Annotated in this window: 16 protein-coding genes and 1 tRNA gene; 13 read left to right on the forward strand and 4 right to left on the reverse strand. The window is 68.0% G+C overall.

The window, feature by feature from the left end:
- The first annotated feature begins 34 nt into the window (after window positions 1–34).
- The 13 genes from fmt (at window position 35) to FFS49_RS27375 (ending at window position 12325) form a co-directional block, all read left to right on the forward strand.
- A complete protein-coding gene (gene fmt / locus FFS49_RS27315; RefSeq protein ID WP_039353758.1) occupies window positions 35–1018 on the forward strand; it encodes a methionyl-tRNA formyltransferase in 984 nt (327 codons plus the stop codon).
- Window positions 1019–1138: 120 nt separating this feature from the next.
- A complete protein-coding gene (locus tag FFS49_RS27320; RefSeq protein ID WP_105817443.1) occupies window positions 1139–1774 on the forward strand; it encodes a LysE family translocator in 636 nt (211 codons plus the stop codon).
- Window positions 1775–1875: 101 nt separating this feature from the next.
- The gene (gene htpX, locus FFS49_RS27325; RefSeq protein WP_011353570.1) at window positions 1876–2733 is read left to right on the forward strand and encodes a zinc metalloprotease HtpX; all 858 of its coding nucleotides are present in this window, start codon (window positions 1876–1878) and stop codon (window positions 2731–2733) included.
- 230 nt (window positions 2734–2963) lie between these two features.
- A complete protein-coding gene (rsmB, locus tag FFS49_RS27330) occupies window positions 2964–4355 on the forward strand; it encodes a 16S rRNA (cytosine(967)-C(5))-methyltransferase RsmB (protein ID WP_105817442.1) in 1392 nt (463 codons plus the stop codon).
- Entirely contained in the window at window positions 4352–4942 is a 591-nt protein-coding gene (locus tag FFS49_RS27335; protein ID WP_069249149.1) for a DUF4390 domain-containing protein, read from the forward strand. Before rsmB ends, FFS49_RS27335 begins: the two co-directional genes overlap by 4 nt.
- Window positions 4932–7346 (forward strand): sensor histidine kinase EsaS, encoded by a 2415-nt coding sequence (gene esaS, locus FFS49_RS27340; RefSeq protein ID WP_039353773.1) that lies wholly within the window; start codon window positions 4932–4934, stop codon window positions 7344–7346. Before FFS49_RS27335 ends, esaS begins: the two co-directional genes overlap by 11 nt.
- Window positions 7347–8048, forward strand: coding sequence for a response regulator transcription factor EsaR (gene esaR / locus FFS49_RS27345; RefSeq protein ID WP_021163978.1), 702 nt, complete (start codon window positions 7347–7349; stop codon window positions 8046–8048).
- Between the two features lie 61 nt (window positions 8049–8109).
- Window positions 8110–8185, forward strand: a tRNA-Phe gene (locus FFS49_RS27350).
- Between the two features lie 360 nt (window positions 8186–8545).
- Window positions 8546–9280: a 7-cyano-7-deazaguanine synthase QueC gene (gene queC / locus FFS49_RS27355; protein ID WP_011353565.1), complete on the forward strand. Its 735-nt coding sequence runs from the start codon at window positions 8546–8548 to the stop codon at window positions 9278–9280.
- 75 nt (window positions 9281–9355) lie between these two features.
- Window positions 9356–9988 (forward strand): 7-carboxy-7-deazaguanine synthase, encoded by a 633-nt coding sequence (gene queE, locus FFS49_RS27360; RefSeq protein ID WP_011353564.1) that lies wholly within the window; start codon window positions 9356–9358, stop codon window positions 9986–9988.
- Between the two features lie 18 nt (window positions 9989–10006).
- The gene (gene queD, locus FFS49_RS27365; protein WP_021163975.1) at window positions 10007–10459 is read left to right on the forward strand and encodes a 6-carboxytetrahydropterin synthase QueD; all 453 of its coding nucleotides are present in this window, start codon (window positions 10007–10009) and stop codon (window positions 10457–10459) included.
- A 307-nt stretch (window positions 10460–10766) separates the two neighbouring features.
- The gene (locus tag FFS49_RS27370; protein ID WP_047852354.1) at window positions 10767–11552 is read left to right on the forward strand and encodes an aldolase/citrate lyase family protein; all 786 of its coding nucleotides are present in this window, start codon (window positions 10767–10769) and stop codon (window positions 11550–11552) included.
- The gene (locus FFS49_RS27375) at window positions 11549–12325 is read left to right on the forward strand and encodes a tetratricopeptide repeat protein (protein ID WP_071335254.1); all 777 of its coding nucleotides are present in this window, start codon (window positions 11549–11551) and stop codon (window positions 12323–12325) included. Before FFS49_RS27370 ends, FFS49_RS27375 begins: the two co-directional genes overlap by 4 nt.
- Before the next feature lie 104 nt (window positions 12326–12429).
- Here FFS49_RS27375 and rodA read toward each other — a convergent pair whose 3' ends face one another.
- The 4 genes from rodA to mreC form a co-directional block, all read right to left on the reverse strand.
- The gene (rodA, locus tag FFS49_RS27380) at window positions 12430–13578 is read right to left on the reverse strand and encodes a rod shape-determining protein RodA (protein ID WP_039353786.1); all 1149 of its coding nucleotides are present in this window, start codon (window positions 13576–13578) and stop codon (window positions 12430–12432) included.
- A gap of 11 nt (window positions 13579–13589) precedes the next feature.
- Window positions 13590–15869, reverse strand: coding sequence for a penicillin-binding protein 2 (mrdA, locus tag FFS49_RS27385; RefSeq protein WP_105817441.1), 2280 nt, complete (start codon window positions 15867–15869; stop codon window positions 13590–13592).
- A gap of 115 nt (window positions 15870–15984) precedes the next feature.
- A complete protein-coding gene (gene mreD / locus FFS49_RS27390; RefSeq protein WP_009687274.1) occupies window positions 15985–16497 on the reverse strand; it encodes a rod shape-determining protein MreD in 513 nt (170 codons plus the stop codon).
- Complete coding sequence (gene mreC / locus FFS49_RS27395; RefSeq protein WP_105817440.1) at window positions 16494–17570, reverse strand: rod shape-determining protein MreC; 1077 nt, start codon at window positions 17568–17570, stop codon at window positions 16494–16496. The genes mreD and mreC overlap by 4 nt, the downstream gene beginning before the upstream one ends.
- Window positions 17571–17612 lie beyond the last annotated feature (42 nt).

Consider the following 17612-nt stretch of genomic DNA (forward strand, 5'->3'; position numbering starts at 1 on the left):
CGCGCGTTCGCCCAGCCCGACCCCGAACGCTGTCATGACCCATACGTTGCGCGTAGTTTTTGCCGGCACGCCGGAATTCGCCGCGGCTGCCCTCGCCGCGATCCACGAGGCCGGTTTCCCGGTGCCGCTCGTGCTCACCCAGCCCGATCGCCCTGCCGGGCGCGGAATGAAACTGCAGGCGAGCGCGGTGAAGCGCTACGCCGTCGAGCACGGGATGCCCGTCGCGCAACCGCCGTCGCTGCGCCGCGCGGGCAAGTATCCGGCCGAGGCGGCCGACGCGATCGAGCTGCTGCGTTCGACGCCGCATGACGTGATGGTGGTCGCCGCATACGGCCTGCTGCTGCCGCAGGAAGTGCTCGACATTCCGCGCGACGGCTGCATCAACATTCACGCGTCGCTGCTGCCGCGCTGGCGCGGCGCCGCGCCGATCCACCGCGCGATCGAGGCCGGCGACGCCGAGACGGGCGTCACGCTGATGCAGATGGACATCGGCCTCGACACCGGCGCGATGATCGAGGAAGCGCGCGTGACGATCGCGCCCGACGAGACGACCGCGACGCTGCACGACCGGCTCGCCGCCGAAGGCGCGCGACTGATCGTCGACGCGCTCGTGAAGCTCGAGCGCGACGGCGTGCTGCCGGCGACGCCGCAACCGGCCGACGGCGTGACCTATGCGGAAAAGATCGGCAAGCACGAAGCGGCGCTCGACTGGCGCAAGCCGGCCGACGTGCTTGCGCGCCAGGTGCGTGCGTTCGATCCGTTCCCGGGCGGCGTCGCGACGCTCGACGGCGCGGCGATCAAGCTGTGGGCAGCCGAGCCGGTGGCGGCGCGCGGCGACGCGGCGCCAGGCACGATCGTCGAAGCCGCGCCGGAAGGCGTGGTCGTCGCATGCGGCAGCGGTGCGCTGCGCGTCACGCAGTTGCAGAAGCCGGGCGGCAAGCGGCTGCCCGCGCGCGAATTCCTGGCCGGCTCGCCGCTCGCCGCGGGCCAGCGTTTCGCGCTGACCGACGTTGCCTGACGCGACCTGACCGTCATTCGACACGGCCTGCCGGGCGTGCGCAATCGGCCGGATGGCCGAGTCGCGCGGCGCGGCAGGCGCGCGTAGAATTTCCCTGCGCTCCCCGGTTTCGAGGTTTTCATGTTCGGCATCACCCATTTCGGCTTCTTCGTGCTGGCGGTCTTCCTGCTGAACGTCACGCCCGGCCCCGATACGGCCTATATCGTCGGCCGCAGCGTTGCGCAGGGCCGCGGCGCGGGGCTGATGTCGGCGCTCGGCATTTCGGCCGGCTGCTGCGTTCATGCGCTCGCCTGCGCCTTCGGCCTGACCGCGCTGCTCGCGGCATCGGCTGCCGCATTCACGGTGATCAAGCTGGTCGGCGCCGCCTACCTGATCTACCTCGGCGTGAGGATGATCGTCGCGAAGCAGGCAGCCGGGCCGTCCGGCACGGCGGCCACGCAAGCCGAAAAGCCGCTGCGCCAGTTGTTCATGCAGGGCTTCTGGACCAACGTGCTGAACCCGAAGGTCGTGCTGTTCTTCGTGTCGTTCTTCCCGCAGTTCGTGTCGGCCGACAGCCCGCACAAGGCATGGGCGTTCCTGACCCTCGGCGGCGTGTTCGTCGCGATGAGCACGGTGTGGACCAGTCTCGTCGCGTGGGTCGCGGGCAGTGTCACGGCGCGCTTCTCCGGCAAGCCGGGCGTCAGGAAATGGCTCGACCGCACGGTCGGCAGCGCTTTCGTCGGCCTCGGTCTTCGTCTTGCAACATCGCAACGGTGAGATTGAATTTTTCCGGCAAGACCTTATCTAACAAAACGCTTACAATTTTCCGTCGCGCCTTTTTGATGCGCGGCGGGTCCCCTGACGGATAAGGAGTGGGTATGTTCAATTGGGTCAAAACGGCGATGCTGATGGCCGCGATCACGGCCCTGTTCATCGTGATCGGCGGGATGATCGGCGGTTCGCGGGGCATGACGATCGCGCTGCTGTTCGCGCTCGGCATGAATTTCTTCTCTTACTGGTTCTCGGACAAGATGGTGCTGCGCATGTACAACGCGCAGGAAGTCGATGAGAACACCGCGCCGCAGTTCTACCGGATGGTGCGCGAGCTGGCCACGCGCGCGAACCTGCCGATGCCGCGCGTCTACCTGATCAACGAGGATGCGCCGAACGCGTTCGCGACGGGCCGCAACCCCGAGCACGCGGCGGTCGCCGCGACGACGGGCATCCTGCGCGTGCTGTCGGAGCGCGAGATGCGCGGCGTGATGGCGCACGAGCTCGCACACGTGAAGCACCGCGACATCCTGATCTCGACGATCACCGCGACGATGGCGGGCGCGATCTCGGCCATCGCGAACTTCGCGATGTTCTTCGGCGGGCGCGACGAGAATGGCCGGCCGGCCAACCCGATCGCGGGTATCGCGGTCGCGCTGCTCGCACCGATCGCAGGCGCGTTGATCCAGATGGCGATTTCGCGGGCACGCGAGTTCGAGGCCGACCGCGGCGGCGCGCAGATTTCCGGCGATCCGCAATCGCTCGCGACCGCGCTCGACAAGATCCATCGCTATGCGGCGGGCATCCCGTTCCAGGCGGCCGAGCAGCATCCGGCCACCGCGCAGATGATGATCATGAACCCGCTGCACGGCGGCGGCCTGCAGAACCTGTTCTCGACGCACCCGGCCACCGAGGAGCGCATCGCGCGCCTGATGGAGATGGCGCGTACCGGCCGATTCGACTAAGCCACGGCACACCGTGCGGCAGTTGCCGCGCGGGGGCCGCCGCACCACCCCGCATGCCCCGCGCTGCGGGGTGTTTCATTTGCACGAGCCGTAAAGGGGCCAAAGGGCCTGCAGCATCGCACGCTACAATGCCCGGTTTGGGATCGCAGGGCCCACGGGCGCCGCGATCCCGCCGTTTGCCGCATTTGCTTGCTGTGCCCTTGCCGCGCTTGTTTGCCGAATTTGCTCCGATGACACGAACCCGTTCTACCGCTCCGTCTTCTTCCGGCCGCCCGGCGCGCCTGTCCGCGCTGCATCTCGCGCCCGATTCGCTCGGCTTCGCACTCGACGCGGCCGCGCAGGCGGTCGATGCGGTGCGGCGCGGCACCGCGCTGCCGGCAGCGCTGTCGGCGGTATTCGCGCAGATGCCGTCCGGTGCGCAGGCGCTCGCGCGCGGGGCGACGCAGGACGTCGCCTACCGGACGATGCGCCGCCTCGGCAGTGCGGACTGGTTGATCGGCCGACTCATCAGCAAGGCGCCGCCCGCCTACGTGCACGCGGTGCTCGCCGGTGCGTTCGCGCTGCTGCTCGACCCGGCGGACGAGGCCGCGTATCCGGCGTTCACGGTGGTCGACCAGGCCGTGACCGTGATTGGTGCGCGCCGCGAATGCGCGTTCGCGAAGGGGATGGTCAACGCGGTGCTGCGCCGTTTCCTGCGCGAGCGCGACGCGCTCGTCGCGGCGCTGCAGGACGATGTCGTCGCGCGCTGGAACTACCGCGCGTGGTGGGTCGATTCGGTGAAGCGCGCGTGGCCCGACGCATGGCAGGCGATCCTCGCGGCCGGCGAGCGGCAAGGGCCGCTGACGCTGCGCGTGAACGCGCGCCGCGCGAGCGTCGACGCCTATCTCGAGACGCTGCGCGCGAACGGGATCGAAGCGACCGCGATCGGCCGGCATGCGGTGCGGCTCGCGTCGGCGCTGCCGGTCGATCGCATTCCGGGGTTTGCCGACGGCGTCGTGTCGGTGCAGGACGCCGGCGCGCAGCTCGCAGCCGAATGGCTCGGTGCGCGCGACGGCATGCGCGTGCTCGACGCATGCGCGGCGCCCGGCGGCAAGACCGGCCATATTCTCGAGCTGGCCGATGCGGAAGTCGTTGCGCTGGAAAGCGATGCCGCGCGCGCGGCACGGATCGGCGAGAACCTCGTGCGGCTGTCGCTCGAAGCGGACGTGCGTGTCGGCGATGCGGGTGCCCCCGACGCGTGGTACGACGGGCGCCCGTTCGACCGCATCCTTGCCGACGTGCCGTGCTCGGCGTCCGGCATCGTGCGCCGGCATCCCGACATTCGCTGGCTGCGCCGCGAGGCCGACATCCCGGCGCTCGTCGCGGAACAGCGCCGCATCCTGTCGGCGTTGTGGCCGCTTGTGAAGCCGGGCGGCGAACTGCTTTACGTGACCTGTTCGGTCTTCCCCGAAGAAGGCGAATGGCAGGCCCGCTGGTTTGAAGCGGCCTGTGAAGATGCGGTACGATTGGACGCCCCGGGCCAGCTGCTGCCGGGCGGAGTGCAGGGAGGGGCGGCCGCCGGCGCACTCGACCAGAACACCGATCACGACGGATTTTTCTACGCGCGGTTTCAGAAACGGTGACGATCAAACACCTTTTTCCACTTCGGCTCGCGGCCGTCCTGATGGTCGCGTTGACGCTGTGCCTGGCCGTCGTCCGGCCGGCGCAAGCCGAGTCGATCGCCGTGCAGCGCGCGTCGCTCCAGTCCGACGGAAGCGGCTGGGCGCTCGACGCACGCTTCGATTTCGAGCTGAACCCGAACCTCGAGGATGCCGTCAACAAGGGCATTCCGCTTTATTTCACGACCGACTTCGAGTTGAGCCGTGCGCGCTGGTACTGGTTCGACGAGCAGCCGGTGGCGGTGACGCAGACGATCCGCCTGTCGTTCCAGCCGCTCACGCGCGAGTATCGCGTGTCGACGGGGGGCCTGCAGCTCGGCTTCCCGTCGCTGAAGGACGCGCTTGCGGTCGTCAGGCACATCACGTCGTGGCACGTGATCGACCGCAACCAGGTGCGCGCCGGTGAAACCTACACGGCATCGGTGCGGATGCAGCTCGACACGGCGCTGATGCCGAAGCCGTTCCAGGTCGATGCCGTGAACAACCGCGACTGGACGCTCGGGTCGGACTGGAAGCGCTTCAACTTCACGGTGACCGAACGTGCTAAATAAAGTGCGCCGCGCGGCCAGCGGGAAGAGCCTCCTCATTCGCGTGATCGTCTCGACCGTCGCGCTCACCGCGCTGCTGCTGCTCGTGCTGCTCGCAGCCGCGAGCGCGAATACCGAATTCTTCGACCGCTACTACTCGTGGCTGTACGCGACGAACATCGTCGTCGCGCTCGTGTTCCTGCTCGTGGTGCTCGGGCTGATCGGGATGATCGTCGTGCGCCTGAGGAAGGGCAAGTTCGGCACGCGGCTGCTCGCGAAGCTCGCGGTGTTTTTCGCACTCGTCGGCGTGGTGCCGGGCGGGATCATCTACATCGTGTCGTACCAGTTCGTGTCGCGCAGCATCGAGTCGTGGTTCGACGTGAACGTCGAGACGGCGCTGACGGCCGGCCTGAACCTCGGCCGCGGGATGCTCGATGCGTCGCTGTCCGATCTGCAGACGAAGGCGCGGCTGATGTCCGACCAGCTCGCGAGCGTTGATGCGAACACGAATGGCACGACGCTCACGCTGCTGCGGCTGCGCGACCAGTTCGGCGTGCAGGACGCGACGATCGTCGAGCCGAGCCGCGCCGGCTCGGGGGCGGCCCCCGACCTGCACATCGTCGCGCAGGCGTCGGGCAATTTCGCGGCGCTGATTCCGGACGACCTGCCAACGCCGCTGATGCTGAACCAGGCGCGTGAACACGGCGCGTACGCGGCGATCGAGGGCGAAGTCGACGGCGACCCGCGCGCGCACGGCGCGAAGGGCGCGCTGCGCTTGCGCGTGGTGCGCCCGATCCCCGATGCGTCGACGTCGCTGCTGCAGCCGGCGGAACGCTTCCTGCAGCTCACGCAGCCGGTGCCGCCGACGCTTGCCCACAACGCGGATGCCGTGCAGCGCGCGTATCGCGAGTACCAGGAAAAGTCGCTCGGCCGCACGGGGCTGCGCAAGATGTACATCGGCACGCTGACACTTGCGCTGTTCCTCGCAACCTTCATCGCGATGATGCTCGCGCTCGCGCTCGGCCAGCAGCTCGCGCGGCCGCTGTTCCTGCTCGCGCAAGGCACGAAGGAGATCACCGAAGGCGACTACACGCCGAAGCGCGAGATCAAGACGCGAGACGAGCTCGGTTTCCTCACGCAGTCGTTCAACGCGATGACGCGCCAGTTGTCCGAGGCGCGGCTCGCGGTCGAGAAGAACCGCATCGCGCTCGAGCATTCGAAGACGTATCTCGAGAGCATCCTCGCGAACCTGACGGCTGGCGTGTTCGTGCTCGACCGCCAGTTCCGGCTGACGACCGCCAATCGCGGCGCCGAGCGGATCTTCCGGCAGCCGTTCAACGCGCTGATCGGCACGACGCTCGACCGGATCGGCGTGGCCGCCGGGTTCGGCGCGATGGTGCGCAAGGCGTTCGCCGATCGCGAAGCGGCGTCCGACGGCGCTAGCGGCGATCGCGGCCACTGGCAGCAGCAGTTCGCGATCGAGGTACCGGGCGAAGCCGATCCGTTGACGTTGCTCGTGCGCGGCACGCGCCTCGTGTCGACGGTCGAGGGGCAGGCCGACGATCCGCAGACGTCCGGTTACGTCGTGGTGTTCGACGACATCTCCGACGTGATTTCCGCGCAGCGCTCGGTCGCGTGGGGCGAAGTTGCGCGCCGGCTCGCGCACGAGATCAAGAATCCGCTGACGCCGATTCAGCTGTCGGCGGAACGGCTGCAGATGAAGCTTTCCGACAAGCTCGCACCGCCCGATGCCGACGTGCTCAAGCGCGGTGCGACGATGATCGTCAACCAGGTGGCCGCGATGAAGCGGATGGTCGACGATTTCCGCGAGTACGCGCGCACGCCGCCGGCGGTGCTCTCGAACCTGCAGTTGAACGAACTGGCGAGCGAGGTGCTCGGGCTGTACGGTGTGGGCGAAGGCAAGAGCGCGATCGTCGCCGAGCTCGCGCCGTCGCTGCCGGTGATACGCGGTGATGCGACGCAACTGCGCCAGGTGATTCACAACCTGCTGCAGAATGCGCAGGATTCGGTCGCGGAGTCGGCGCATCCGCGTGTGTTGATCGAAACCAAGACAGTAGAATATGGCGATCCCGACGCCGAGGGCAAAACGCGCGTCGCGGTACGTCTTACCGTGTCCGACAACGGGCCCGGTTTTCCGGCGCGCATCCTGACTCGCGCGTTCGAGCCTTATGTCACGACGAAGGCGAAGGGCACGGGTCTGGGGTTGGCCACGGTCAAGAAGATCGTCGATGAGCACGGTGCGCGGATCGATCTGCGCAATCGGATGCACGGCGAGACCGTCGAGGGTGCGCAGGTGTCGATCCTGTTCCTGCAGATGGCGAGCGATGCGCCAGGCGCCGAATCGGGCGTGCAGGACGGGGCGGCCCCCGCCAAGACAAAAGCAAGTGAGCAGACAAAGGCAGCGTAAATGGCAACCATCCTGGTGGTAGATGATGAAATGGGCATCCGGGAATTGCTCTCGGAGATCCTCAGCGATGAAGGACACGTCGTCGAGGCGGCGGAGAACGCGCAGGCCGCGCGGGAATACCGGTTGAATCAGGCGCCCGATCTCGTGCTGCTCGATATCTGGATGCCCGATACCGACGGCGTGACGTTGCTCAAGGAGTGGGCGGCGCAGGGGCTGCTGACGATGCCCGTGATCATGATGTCCGGGCACGCGACGATCGATACGGCCGTCGAGGCAACGAAGATCGGCGCGCTCGATTTCCTCGAGAAGCCCATCGCGCTGCAGAAGCTGCTGAAGTCCGTCGAGCACGGTCTTGCACGCGGTGCGGCGCCGGTGTCAGCGAACGCGGCGGCGAAGGCCGGCGCAGGGCAGGCGGCGGGGCCCGCGGCGGTTGCGTCCGCAGCTGCGCTGCCGACGCTCGGCGACGACATGGCTTCGGCACTCGGCCTCGCGGGCCAGACAGCCGCGATCCCGTTCGACATCCCGTTGCGCGAAGCGCGCGATGCGTTCGAGCGCGCGTACTTCGAATATCACCTCGCGCGCGAAAACGGCAGCATGACGCGCGTCGCGGAGAAGACGGGCCTCGAGCGCACGCACCTGTATCGCAAGCTCAAGCAGCTCGGTGTCGAGCTCGGCAAGAAGCCGTCCGAAGGCGCCGTATAAAATATTTTGCGAAAGTACTTGATCAAGTAACGAAGGGTGGATATACTTTCTCTTCTTCGTTGGCCCGGTAGCTCAGTTGGTAGAGCAGCGGATTGAAAATCCGCGTGTCGTTGGTTCGATTCCGACCCAGGCCACCAGAATTTTAAAACCCCGAGAATCGGAAGATTCTTGGGGTTTTTCGTTTGTGGTGAGGTTTGCGTGACGAGAGGCGTGGGATGGCGTGCCCGGCAGTGTTCACGAGGGCATGATAAAATCCGTGTCCGCTCAATAACTTAGCGCATCGCTTCATGCGCGCGGCAGGCTGCCAGCGTGGCGCCGCCGTGGCGCGCGGCAACGATGCCGCGCGATGGGCGGTATAAGCGCTCCGCCGCGTTCGCGGCCGATTGCGCTGCCTATACTGGTCGAGCCGGCCCATGCCGGCACGCGTCGGGCCGCCCGGCGGCAGCCGGCCCCGGCGCGCAGCGCGACGCGAGCCTACACATTCACGGAGTATCACGGTGATTCGGACAGACGCTAAAGACGGCGCGCTCGTGTTGTTTTCCGGCGGGCAGGACTCGGCCACGTGCGTGGCATGGGCCCTCGAACGCTACCAGACGGTCGAGACGCTCGGTTTCGATTACGGCCAGCGCCACCGCGTCGAGCTCGAATGTCGCGAAGGCGTGCGCGAAGCGCTGAAGCGTGACTTTCCCGCCTGGTCGGACCGGCTCGGCGACGATCACATGATCGACCTGTCGGTGCTCGGCGCGATCAGCGATACCGCGATGACGCGCACGATCGAGATCGAGACGGCGGCGAACGGCCTGCCGAACACGTTCGTGCCGGGCCGCAACCTGATGTTCATGACGATCGCCGCGGCGATCGCCTATCGCCGCGGGCTGCGCGTGCTGGTCGGCGGGATGTGCGAGACGGATTTCTCGGGCTATCCCGACTGCCGCGACGACACGATGAAGGCGCTGCAGGTCGCGCTGAACCTCGGGATGGATACGCGCGTCGTGCTCGAGACGCCGCTGATGTGGCTCGACAAGGCGCAGACGTGGCAGCTCGCCGAACAGCTCGGCGGCGAAGCGCTCGTCGAACTGATCCGCGTCGAGACGCACACGTGCTACGTGGGCGAGCGCGCGGAACTGCACGATTGGGGCTTCGGCTGCGGCGAATGCCCGGCCTGCAAGCTGCGCAAGCGCGGCTACGAGGCCTACCTGAAGGGCGAGCGGGTGACCGAAGCGCCGCTGTGACGCGGGTGTGCGGGCAGCGCTGGATGGATAACGGATTCTGATCGACAACGAGCGGCGCGAGCCGGACGAAGCACGATGACTTACGCGGTCAAGGAAATTTTCTACACGTTGCAGGGCGAGGGCGCGAACGCGGGCCGGCCGGCCGTGTTCTGCCGGTTCGCCGGCTGCAATCTGTGGTCGGGCCGCGAAGAGGATCGTGCGGAGGCCGTGTGCCGCTTCTGCGATACCGACTTCGTCGGCACCGACGGCGAGAACGGCGGCAAGTTCAAGGATGCCGAAGCGCTCGTCGCGACGATCGCCGGCCTGTGGCCGGAGGGCGAGGCGCACCGCTTCGTCGTCTGCACGGGCGGCGAGCCGATGCTGCAGCTCGACCAGCCGCTCGTCGACGCGCTGCACGCGGCCGGTTTCGAGATCGCGATCGAGACCAACGGCTCGCTGCCGGTGCTCGAATCGATCGACTGGATCTGCGTGAGCCCGAAGGCCGACGCGCCGCTCGTCGTCACGAAAGGCAATGAGCTGAAGGTCGTGATCCCGCAGGACAACCAGCGGCTGGCCGACTACGCGAAGCTCGACTTCGAGTATTACCTCGTCCAGCCGATGGACGGCCCGTCGCGCGACCTCAATACGAAGCTCGCGATCGACTGGTGCAAGCGTCATCCGCAGTGGCGGCTGTCGATGCAGACCCACAAATATCTGAACATTCCCTGAGCCCCGGCTTTTGACATCGTGCTGATTACCCGAAAACTCGAATTCGACGCGGGCCACCGCATTCCCGATCACCGCAGCCAGTGCCGGAACCTGCACGGCCATCGCTATGTGCTCGAAGTCACGCTGCGCGGCGATCTCGTCGATACCGAGGGGGCGCCCGACCGCGGCATGGTGATGGATTTCGCCGACGTGAAGGCGCTCGCGATGGAGCACCTGGTCGGCAAGTGGGACCACGCGTTCCTGGTCTATGCGCGCGACGAGGTCGTACGCTCGTTCCTCGAGCAGATGGCCGATCACAAGACCGTCGTGATCGACCGGATCCCGACCGTCGAGAACCTCGCGGCGATCGCGTTCGACATCCTCGCGAACGTGTACGACGCGCACTACGGCGTGAACCTGCGGCTCGAGCGCGTGCGCCTGTACGAAACGCCGAACTGCTGGGCCGACGTCGAGCGCCAGCCCGGCCGCTGATCCCGCCTTCCCGGCAGCCCCGCCAGCCCGCGCGGGCTGCCTGACGCCGCACCCTGCGGCCTCGTCCCGCCCGGCTCCCCGTCCGTTTCCACATTCCGCGTAACGCCGCGCTATGATCGTTGCGTGGCGCCGAAAAGCGCAGCCGTGCGCGGGTCGTGCGGCCGGCGCTGTCAGATCGGCCGCCCACGGGCGACCAACGTTCCAGGGCCCGGTCCCGGCGCCGCCGTGCTTCGCTGCCCGGCGTGTCGCGCCGCTTTGCCCGTTGCTTGTCCCGTTCGATTGCCGTTCCGTCCCGGAGGCCGTATCGATGAGCACGCTCACCAATTCCCTCAAACAACGCCTGCGCGACGGCGACGAGCCGCTGTACGGCCTGTGGCTGTCGCTCGGCAGCGAGTCGGCCGCGGAAGCGCTCGCGCATGCCGGCTACGACTGGCTTTGCATCGACATGGAGCACGCGCCGAACGACAGCCGCGATGTTGCATCGCAGTTGCGCGCGATCGCAGCCGCCCATCTGCCGAGCGAGCCCGTCGTGCGCGTGCCGGCGCGTGAGCCGTGGCTCGTGAAGCGCGCGCTCGATGCGGGCGCGCGCACGCTGATGTTTCCGGGTATCGAGACACCGGACGACGCCGCGCACGCGGTGCGGCTCACGCGCTATCCGTCGCCGGATTCGCCGGACGGTCTGCGCGGCGTCGCGGGCATGGTGCGCGCGGCGGCGTTCGGCATGCGCCGCGATTACGTGCAGACGGCGAACGCGCAGGTCGCGGTGATCGTGCAGATCGAATCGGCCCGCGGCGTCGATGAAGTCGAGCGGATTGCGGCGCTGCCCGGTATCGATTGCCTGTTCGTCGGCCCGGCCGATCTCGCGGCGAGTCTCGGGCATCTCGGCGATATCCGTCACCCGGACGTCGAAACCGCGATGGCGCGCGTGCTCGCGGCCGGCCGGCAGGCCGGCGTCGCGGTCGGCATCTTCGCGGGCGATACGGCGGCCGCGCGCCAGTATCGCGAGGCCGGCTACCGGATGATCACGGTGTCGGCCGACGTCAGCTGGCTGTTGCGCGCAACGCGGCAGGCGCTGCAGGAGGTACGGTCATGAACGGTGGCGACGGCGCGTGCCGTGGGCGCGCGCAGGGTGGGATCGGGGTACGCGGGCAGGTCGGCGCGCTGCTCGGCCTGTGGACCGTATGTATCGCGGTGGCCGCGCAGGGTGCGCCGCAAGCGAAGCCCGATCCGTCGCACGAGACGCAATCGGCGGTCGCCGACTACAACGCCGGCGACTATCGCGCGGCGCTGGTGCAGTTCCACGACGCGGCCGAACGCGGCGACCGTCTCGCGCAATTCAACTACGCGATGATGCTGCTGACCGGCGAAGGCGTGACGGCGAACGTCGACGAAGGGCTGCGCTGGTTGAAGCGCGCGGCCGACGCGAACATGTCGCATGCGCAGTATGTGTATGGCCGGATGTTCGACGACGGCGAGTTCGTCACGCGCGATCCGGCCGAGGCGCATCGCTGGTTCCTGCGGGCGGCGAAGCAGGGGCACGTGCAGGCCGAGCTGTCGCTCGCGAACCAGTTCCTCGACGGGCGCGGTACGCCGCGCGACAACCGGCAGGCGTTTGCGTGGTACAAGCAGGCGGCCGACGCGGGCGAGCCGACCGCGCAGTACGTGACCGCGTCGTTCTACGAGCGCGGTGGCGACGGCGTCGCGCAGAACCTCAACATCGCGCGGGCGTATTACGCGGCGGCGGCCGCGCAGGGCGACGAGACGGCCGGGCTGAAATTCAAGGAGCTGAGTGCGCGGCTGAAGGCGCAGGGGCCGGCATCGGGAGCCGGCGCGGAGCCGGGCGGCGCGCACGCGCCGCCGCCGTGAGCGGGGCGGGCGCCACGCGGCACTGGGTGGCCGCGTTTGTCGTCCGCGGTCGAAAAAAACGGCGCGGAAGCGCCGTTTTTCTTGATGCGGTGCGTGCCGCGCGGTCAGCTCTTCATCAACCGCCGCTGTCGCCCGACGCTCATGATCATCCCGATCGCGATGCCGAGCGTCGTGAGTGCGGTGCCGCCATAACTCATGAACGGCAGCGGCACGCCGACGACCGGCAGCACGCCGCTCACCATCCCGATGTTGACGAACGCATAGACGAAGAACGCGAGCGTGAGCGAGCCCGCGAGCAGGCGGCCGAACAGCGTCGCACCCTGCGCGGCGATATAGAGCCCGCGCGCGATCAGCGCCATGTACAGCGTCAGCAGCACAAGCCCGCCGACGAGCCCCCATTCCTCGGAGAACACCGCGAAGATGAAGTCGGTGTGCTTCTCCGGAATGAATTCGAGGTGCGCCTGCGTGCCTTTCAGGTAGCCCTTGCCGAGCACGCCGCCCGAGCCGATCGCGATCACGGCCTGGATCGTGTGGAAGCCCTTGCCGAGCGGGTCGGAAGTCGGGTCGAGCAGCGTGCACACGCGGTGCTTCTGGTAATCGTGCATCAGCGGCCACTGCACTTCGGGCTGGCAGATGCGCTCTTCGAACACGGCGATCGAGCCGACCGCGATCACGCCCGCGACGAGCACCGGCACGATCAGCTTGAACGACAGGCCGGCGAGGTAGATCACGAAGAAGCCGGCCGCGAACACGAGCAGGCCCGTGCCGAGGTCGGGCTGCTTCGCGATCAGCCCGACCGGCACCAGCAGGATCCCGAACGCGGCGATGAAATCGTACCAGCGCAGCCCGCCTTCGCGGCGCTGGTAGTACCACGCGAGCATCAGCGGTGTCGCGATCTTGAGGATTTCAGACGGCTGGATCACGACGCCGACGTTCAGCCAGCGTTTCGCGCCCTTCTTGGTCATCCCGAACAGCGCGACCGCGACCAATAACGCGACCCCGAACGTGTAGAGCGGGACCGCGAAGCGCATCAGCGTCGTGGGCGGGATGTTGGCGATCACCCACATCAGCACGAACGTCAGCAGGATGTTGCGCAACTGGTCCTCGACCCGGCCCGGCATGTCGATCGCCGCGCTGTACAGCGTGACGATGCCGACGCACAGCAGCAGGAACACGATGAGGGCGAGCGGGCGGTCGAAGCCCGCGAACATCTGCTTGATCTTGTCGAGCCAGGCGCGCTTGTCGAATTGCATGCCTTTCTCCGTTAATGAGCGGTGCCGGCGTCCGCCGCTTTCGCGGGGGCCGTTGCACGGTGATTGTCGTCGCGCGGCGTGGCGACGAGCGGCTGCGCATCGCTGGCGGGCCGGCGTGGCCGGTGCGGGCGCCGGATCGGCGGCAGGCTCGCGGCCCTCGGCGCAGCGGCACTGGCCGGCGGGGCGGCGCTCGCGGCGGCGGCAGCCGACGCTTCGGAAGCGGCCGCGGCCGATGCCGCTTCCGCCGCGCTGGCCGCGGTCGGCACGACCGGCTGCGGCAGCGCGGTGAAGCCGGCCGCGACGGCAGCGGGCTTGTTCGCGTCACCGATCACCGGCGCGTTGACGGGTTCGGTCGCCGACGCCGCGGCAGCCACGGCCGCGGCTTCGTTCTGCGGGTTCTGGCGGTCGACGAGGTAGAAGTCGAGCACGCGGCGCGCGATCGGGCCGGCGGCCTGCGCACCCCAGCCACCGTTCTCGACGACCAGCGCGATGGCGATCTGCGGATGGTCGACCGGCGCGTACGCAATGAACAGCGCGTGGTCGCGCAGGTGCTCGGCGAGCAGGTGGCCCTTGTAGTTGGAGCCTTGCAGCGAGAACACCTGTGCGGTACCGGTCTTGCCGGCGGCGAGGTACGGCGCGCCGCGGAACACCTTGTACGCGGTGCCGGACGGGTTCTCGATCACGTTCTCCATCCCGCGCTTCACGACGTCGATGTCGGCCTGCTTGAGCGGGATCGTTTCGCTTTCCTTCGGCACGGTCAGGCGGCGCCCGCGCGTGATCGGATCTTCGACTTCCTTCACGAGGTGAGGCTTCATCACGACGCCGTTGTTCGCAAGCGTCGCGGTCGCGTGCGCAAGCTGCAGGATCGTGAAGGAGTTGTAGCCCTGGCCGATCCCGAGGCTGATCGTCTCGCCGTCGAACCACTTCTGCTGTGCGGCCTTCTTGAACGCCTTCTTCTTCCAGTCGGTCGACGGCAGGATCCCGCGCGCCTCGCCCTGGATGTCGATCCCGGTGATCTGGCCGAAGCCGAACGGCTTCATGAAATTCGCGATCGAGTTCACGCCGAGGTCGCGCGCGAGCATGTAGAAGTAGGTGTCGTTCGACACCATGATCGCCTTGTTCATGTCGACCCAGCCCTGGCCCGAGCGCACGTCGTTGCGGAACGTGTGGCCGCCGAATGTGAAGTAGCCGGGATCCTGGAAGCCCCAGCCCGGCGTGCGCTTGCCGAGTGTCAGGCCGGCGAGCGCCATGAACGGCTTGTACGTCGAGCCGGGCGGGTAGGTGCCGTGCAGCGGGCGGTTCAGGAGCGGCTTGTCGGTCGAGTTGTTCAGCTCGTCCCAGGTCTGCTGGTCGATGCCGTCGACGAACGAGTTCGGGTCGAAGCTCGGCGACGACACGAACGCGAGCACGTCGCCCGTCTTCGGTTCGATCGCGACCAGCGCGCCGCGCTTGCCGGCGAACGCCTGCTCGGCCACTTGCTGCAGCCCGATGTCGAGCGACAGCACGAGGTTGTTGCCGGGCGTCGCCTGCGTGCGCGACAGCGTGCGCACCGGCCGGCCGCCGGCCGTCACCTCGACTTCCTCGAAGCCCGTGAGGCCATGCAGCTCGGTCTCGTAGCTCTGCTCGACACCGATCTTGCCGATGTAGTCGGTGCCCTTGTAGTTGTTTGCGTCGCGGCGCGGATCGTAGTTTTCCTGATCGCTGTCGTTGTCGTCGCTCATCGCGTCGATGCGATCCTGGTCGCGCTTCGAGATCCGGCCGATGTAGCCGATCACGTGCGCGGCCGTCGTGCCGAGCGGATATTGCCGGAACAGCCGCGCGCGCACGTCGACGCCGGGGAAGCGGAAGCGCTGCGCGGTGAAGCGCGCGACTTCGGCGTCGGTGAGGCGGGTGCGGATCGGCAGGCTCTCGAAGTTCTTCGAGTCTTCCTGCAGCTTCTTGAAGCGGCGGCGGTCGCGCGCGTCGATCGGGATGATCTCGGACAGCTTGTCGATCGTGTTGTCGAGCGTGTCGTCGAGCTTCGACGGCGTGATCTCGAGCGTATAGGCCGAATAGTTCTTCGCGAGGATCACGCCGTTGCGGTCGGTGATGATCCCGCGGTTCGGCACGATCGGCGCGACGGAGATGCGGTTTTCCTCGGCCTGCAGCGCGTATTTGCCGTGCTGCATCAACTGCAGGTAGAAGAAGCGGCTCGCGAGCAGCCCGAAGCAGACGAACACGAACACGCCCGCCGCCGCGACGCGCAGGCGGAACTTCGAGAGCTGCTGTTGAGTGTCGTTGAATTCGGTCATGCGGTTAGGAGCGATCTGGCCCGCACGGCGCCGTGCGGGCGCGGGCGAGGTGCTGCCCCGGAGCGCGGCGCGCGGCGGGCGTGGAGGCGGCGGGTATTCAAGGCAGGCCCCTGGCTCAGATGGGGCGCGTATCGTCCGGATCGACCGGGCGGCGTTGCGGCATCAGCAGCAGGTGGCTCGCGATCGGCCACAGCGCGGCTTCAACGAAGCCGTCGACCAGGTAGCGCCAGCCCGGGAACGCGGCGCCCATCACGAGGCGGATCACGAACGGGACGAGCTGCGCGACGACCAGCAGCGGCGTGACGTACAGCACCTGCACGCCGATCGGCATCCACAGCACGCGGCGGTGGATCGTGATCGCGCCGTACGACAGCAGCGTATAGGCGAGCGCATGCTCGCCGAGCAGCCCCGCGTCATGCACGTCCATCAGGATGCCGAGCGCGAACGCGACGCCCATCCCGACCTTGCGCGGCTGGTGGATGTTCCAGAACAGCAGCACGAGCGCGACGAAGTCGGGGACGCCGGGCAGGCGGCCCCACGGCATCAGGTTCAGCAGGAACGCGGCGGCGAGGCTGAAGACGATGAAGTACGGATTGACCGGCTGCAGGATGTATTGCGGGCGATTCATCGCTGGGCTCCTGATTGCCCGGCCGCGGGCTTCGCGGGCGTGGCGGCGGGCTTGGCCGGAGCGGCCGGTGCCGCAGGCGCGGGCTTCGCGCCGGGCTGGGCCGCGGCGGCCGGCTTCGCGTTCGCGTCAGCCTTGTCGGCCTTCTCGCTCTTCTCGCCCTTGGCGGCGGCTTTCGCGCTCTTCTTGCCCTTCGCGTTCTTGTCGGCGGCCGGATCGACCTCGGCCGGGCGCGGCGGGATGTCGTTCTGGTAATGCAGCACGAGCATCTGGCGCGCGCCGCGCACGGCGGCGATCGGCGCGCAGGTCACGCGCGCGAACGCCGTGTCGGCGAGCTTGTCGACGCGCACGACCTTCGCGACCGGCAGGCCGGGCGGATAGACGCCGTCGAGGCCGCTCGTGACGAGTTCGTCGCCGACGACGAGATCCGCGCTGGTCGGCACGAAGCGCAGGTCGAGCGAATCGCCCTTCGGCGTACCGTAGATCACGCTGCGCAGGCCGGTGCGCAGCACCTGCACGGGAATCGCGAGATCGCGGTCGGTGACCAGCGTGACTTCGGATTGCAGCGGGAATACGCGCGTGACCTGGCCGACCACGCCGTTCTCGCTGACGACGGGCGAGCCGTTCTGGATGCCCTGCTGCGAACCCTGGCCGATCACGATCTTCTGCGTGAACGGGTCGCTCGTGTCGTACTGGATCTCGGCCGGCGTCGATTGCGTCGCGATGTGCTGGCGCAGCTCGAGCACCGCGCGCAGGTGCGCGTTCTCCTGCGTGAGCACGGCGGCCTGGTTGGCTTGCGTGGACAGTTGCAGGTTGCGCTTGCGGAGGTCGTCGTTCTCGTGGCGCAGCGACGCGCCGGTGACGGCGATGTCGGCCGCGCCCATGAACAGGTCGCGCGGCACGAGCGCGGCGCGCTGCAGCGGATAGAGCACGGTGCCGAGCACGCCGCGGACGATTTCGAGCGTGCTGAAGCGCGCGTCCGAGACGAGGAGCGCGATGGCGAGGGCAACGAAGAAGATGAGCCGCGCGAGCGCGGGCGGACCTTGCTTGAAGAGGGGCGGCGGACTGTATTCCATGGTCGGCGCCGGGCGCGAATGATCGGTTAAATGATGCTCAGA

Origin of the sequence: Burkholderia sp. 4NA327C6, from assembly GCF_005502655.1 — a bacterium.
Classification (GTDB): Bacteria; Pseudomonadota; Gammaproteobacteria; order Burkholderiales; family Burkholderiaceae; genus Burkholderia; species Burkholderia contaminans.

What these genes read in the sequence shown, in the direction of transcription:
- fmt (WP_039353758.1), top strand. Translation starts at nt 35, where the DNA reads ATGACCCATACGTTGCGCGTAGTTTTTGCCGGCACGCCGGAATTCGCC.
- FFS49_RS27320 (WP_105817443.1), top strand. Translation starts at nt 1,139, where the DNA reads ATGTTCGGCATCACCCATTTCGGCTTCTTCGTGCTGGCGGTCTTCCTG.
- htpX (WP_011353570.1), top strand. Translation starts at nt 1,876, where the DNA reads ATGTTCAATTGGGTCAAAACGGCGATGCTGATGGCCGCGATCACGGCC.
- rsmB (WP_105817442.1), top strand. Translation starts at nt 2,964, where the DNA reads ATGACACGAACCCGTTCTACCGCTCCGTCTTCTTCCGGCCGCCCGGCG.
- esaR (WP_021163978.1), top strand. Translation starts at nt 7,347, where the DNA reads ATGGCAACCATCCTGGTGGTAGATGATGAAATGGGCATCCGGGAATTG.
- queE (WP_011353564.1), top strand. Translation starts at nt 9,356, where the DNA reads ATGACTTACGCGGTCAAGGAAATTTTCTACACGTTGCAGGGCGAGGGC.
- FFS49_RS27370 (WP_047852354.1), top strand. Translation starts at nt 10,767, where the DNA reads ATGAGCACGCTCACCAATTCCCTCAAACAACGCCTGCGCGACGGCGAC.
- FFS49_RS27375 (WP_071335254.1), top strand. Translation starts at nt 11,549, where the DNA reads ATGAACGGTGGCGACGGCGCGTGCCGTGGGCGCGCGCAGGGTGGGATC.
- rodA (WP_039353786.1), bottom strand. Translation starts at nt 13,578, where the DNA reads ATGCAATTCGACAAGCGCGCCTGGCTCGACAAGATCAAGCAGATGTTC.
- mrdA (WP_105817441.1), bottom strand. Translation starts at nt 15,869, where the DNA reads ATGACCGAATTCAACGACACTCAACAGCAGCTCTCGAAGTTCCGCCTG.
- mreD (WP_009687274.1), bottom strand. Translation starts at nt 16,497, where the DNA reads ATGAATCGCCCGCAATACATCCTGCAGCCGGTCAATCCGTACTTCATC.
- mreC (WP_105817440.1), bottom strand. Translation starts at nt 17,570, where the DNA reads ATGGAATACAGTCCGCCGCCCCTCTTCAAGCAAGGTCCGCCCGCGCTC.